Raw genomic sequence first — 1,339 nt, forward strand, 5'->3', positions numbered from 1 at the left:
GTGGCGGGTAATTTATAGTCTTCGCAAGCACCAACTCCATAGCAATAAATAGCTAAAGGGCGGCTGGCCGTAATGGCCGGATTTAATTGCCTTAAACTTCCAGCTGCGGCATTTCGTGGATTGACGAATGTTTTTTCCCCCATTTCCCGAGCTTTTTTATTGTATGCCTCAAAACCAGCTTTGGGGATGTAAACCTCACCACGAATTTCTATAAGGCTCGGTGGATTTGCAGAAGTCAATTTTAAGGGGACGGAACTAATCGTCTTGATATTAGCTGTAATATTTTCTCCAGTTGCCCCATCCCCTCGAGTCGCAGCATGAATTAAGAAACCGTTTTCATAGGTAATATTTACAGCCAGGCCATCGAGTTTAGGTTCGCAAACAAAAGTCAATTGTTGGTTTGGTTCATCCAGCTTATCAGTAGCTCGTTTTATAAATGCTCGTAACTCATCGTCGCTAAAAACATTTGAGAGCGATAACATAGGTTGTTTATGAGCAACAGGCATAAAAGCATCAGATGCCGTTCCACTTACCCGCTGTGTTGGGGAATCAGAGGTCACATACTGAGGATATTCTGTTTCTAATTGTTGTAATGCTTTGAAATTGCGATCGTATTCAATATCAGGAACCAATGGTTCATCAAGAACATAATAATGATGATCGTATTTTTGGATCAAAGTTTTTAAGACATCGATCTGATCTTTTACTTCATCATTATTCATTGAAAAGAGTTCCTATTTTTGAAAAACCCAGTTTATCACTTTTATTCATACTTTCGAACATCACGCGCAATACCAAAAATAAGATTATCATCAATCTTAATTGAATTTAATAATCAAATGAATGAGTTCAATTTTTTGTGTCAGAACGCAACTTCCTAGCTAGTATCATAATACTATTATTTATCCAGAGTATTTGTTAGCCTGAAAAATGATTCAATCTATACATGGAGAGTAACTCGATGATTAAAAGACAGAAAGAATACCTGCTTGCTGTCGCCACAAGCCTGTTATTAGGTAACAGCATTGAGGCAATTGCAACCACACCAACGAGTTTATGGGAATATTCCATCCCGACGCCTCAACAAGTTACCGTTACTGAAGGAGAAACCGCTACGGTTTTGTATACAGTAACCAACAAGTCGCCTAAACCGAAAAACCTGATATTGAAAACCACACCAGGTACATCAGGGATAGGTGCTTCTGCCTGCCATCTGGCTGGAAAAGGAAGTACCTGTATTTTAACAATTACCGTAACAGGAAGCCTGATACCAAAACAAGGCGTGCGATAGTGTCGCTAAGCTCGTGATTGATTTAAGCCATCCGTGGCTAAAATCGAC

General features: G+C 39.5%; 1 protein-coding gene and 1 pseudogene. One reads left to right on the top strand and one right to left on the bottom strand.

Features of this window, described 5'->3' with window-relative positions; translation table 11 throughout:
- A pseudogene (ligA, locus tag Q0495_RS05815) lies at positions 1–722 on the bottom strand (NAD-dependent DNA ligase LigA); the annotation flags it as partial.
- Between the two features lie 239 nt (positions 723–961).
- Between ligA and Q0495_RS05820 the strand changes: the two are divergent.
- Positions 962–1,291, top strand: a complete 330-nt coding sequence (locus Q0495_RS05820; RefSeq protein ID WP_298624044.1) for a hypothetical protein — start codon at positions 962–964, stop codon at positions 1,289–1,291.
- Positions 1,292–1,339: the final 48 nt, after the last annotated feature.

It is taken from the genome of uncultured Legionella sp. (genome assembly GCF_937871865.1).
Lineage (GTDB): Bacteria > Pseudomonadota > Gammaproteobacteria > Legionellales > Legionellaceae > Legionella.